Origin of the sequence: Moorena sp. SIO4E2, from assembly GCF_010671945.1 — a bacterium.
In the GTDB taxonomy this organism is placed as follows: domain Bacteria; phylum Cyanobacteriota; class Cyanobacteriia; order Cyanobacteriales; family Coleofasciculaceae; genus Moorena; species Moorena producens.
Genome location: NZ_JAAHIE010001022.1, coordinates 1 through 1,912 on the forward strand (window position 1 = coordinate 1; position 1,912 = coordinate 1,912).

1 protein-coding gene is annotated in these 1,912 nt (G+C 45.1%); it reads right to left on the bottom strand.

What is annotated here, in order from left to right:
- Nucleotides 1–688: 688 nt before the first annotated feature.
- Nucleotides 689–1,912 (bottom strand): glycoside hydrolase 100 family protein (locus F6K37_RS40150; RefSeq protein ID WP_287256855.1); only part of this gene is annotated, 1,224 nt, incomplete at its 5' end.

Genomic DNA, 1,912 nt, shown 5'->3' on the forward strand with positions numbered 1-1,912 from the left:
CAGCTATCAGCGTGTCGCGTATCAGCTATCAGCTAGAAGTAAAGGCTTGTGGCCACGCTACGGGAAAAGTTTATGCCCATAGCGTACGCTACTAATGGTGATTTTGAATAAAATAAGCTGACGGCACCTCAAGTGTAAGCATTCAGCTATCAGCGTGTCGCGTATCAGCTTATGGGCTATGGGCAAGCTACGGAACTTTTGAATAAGTGATGCACCAAGGTCTTCGGGGAAAACCCCACTCGCTATTGCATCAAGACAACTGGTAAGCATTCGCTTAATCTCTTTTACGGAAAGCTGTTCGCGCAGCGTGGGCCAAAAGCCCACGGCTGACCGCTGACGGCTGAATGCTTACCCTCAAGTAGCGTGAACCATTCGCGTAGCGTGGCCTTTTGGCCAAGGCTGACCGCTGACCGCTGACCGCTGAATGCTTACCTTGGTAATTTTGGGAATTGTTAAGAGGATATCTCCCAAGTTTTTTGATACTGAATTTTGCCCCCCTAGCCCCCCAACTTTGGGGGGAACAAGAGTCAATTTGCTTCTAAAAGTCCCCCAAAATTGGGGGACCAACGGGGGCTTGGATGTAGCAAATGAGACTTCTCAGACAACCTCTAAGTTAAAATTGGTACTTGGTAAGTACCAATTTTAACTTAGTTTAAGTGAATTTAAATTAGTTTAAATTAATTTAAAGTTATTTGTTCATGGCAACAATTTCCGCAATATCCATAGAGCAAATCATCACAGCAGTGTCCTCAAAACTGACTAAGTTAAGATGATCCGGATTATCTATCAACTGTTGTGCTGCTAAAAAGCCAGCAATTGTCCAGGTTTGAAATTTCCTAGCTTTCTTGCCAATCAGGCGACCATCTTTACCATCATAGTACTCTGGCCAGTTATCCTGAAGCAGGCATTGGGAAGCAATTGTTAATGCTTGACGGGCCAGTTCAGATTTCCCAGTTTTTTGTGCTGCTGCTGCCAATTCCCACAACAAGAAGGGCCAACTCCCCCCATTATGGTAAGACCAAGGAGTATTTTTGGGATCACAACCTGTGATAATTTGCCAATCGCGACCTTCCAAAGCCGGAAAACAAACTTTCATGGGCATTTCTCCCACTAAATCCTGCCACTGTTGCTCGATCAAGTTCATAATGGCTTGGGATTGTTCTTCAGTAGCTAGGGACGTAATAATTGCCATTAAATTACCTTGGGCAAAAAAGCGAAAATCCATCCGTCCTGGTCCAAGGTTACCAACAAAATATCCCCCTGAATCTGGCAACCATTGCATTAGCCAATCAGGAATAGTATCAGCATAGATATTAAACTTATTGATTGCCGATTCACCGAACTCTTCCACATTGTAGCGATAGATTTCCTTGAGGCGGTCTAAATTCAACCAATAGTAATTCCGAATATGATAAGTTAGATGACCCAAGCGCTCCTTGACCACAGGAACATAATCATCCTCTGGCAACAACAACTCACTGGCCGCCTGCAAGGCAGTGTAGAATAGGGCTTGAATATCCAACGGATAGCCATCAACTCCCATGCGTCGGTCAATCATGAAGGCACCATCGGGAACCAACATCGTGGGAAACAGATCAAATCGCTTAGTCAGACACAGATCTAGAACTAATTTGATTCCCCGTTGGAACCTTGTCTGGTGGGCAAGGGCTTGATCACCAGTTGCCTTAACATAAGCCCTTAACACCAGCAGCCACCACAAGCCAGAATCTACTGGAGCAACTCGTGCGATCGCATGTTCCCCAAAATCCGCCCCTAAATACTCCTGTTCCTTCTTATGTATCACTTTAAAGCTAGCTGGCATCAATCCAAGACCCGCCTTAAAGCAATCCATATGCTTTTCACGGCTTTGAAGCCCTAGGGTTTCGATCAGGAAATTGCGCACAATTTCTCC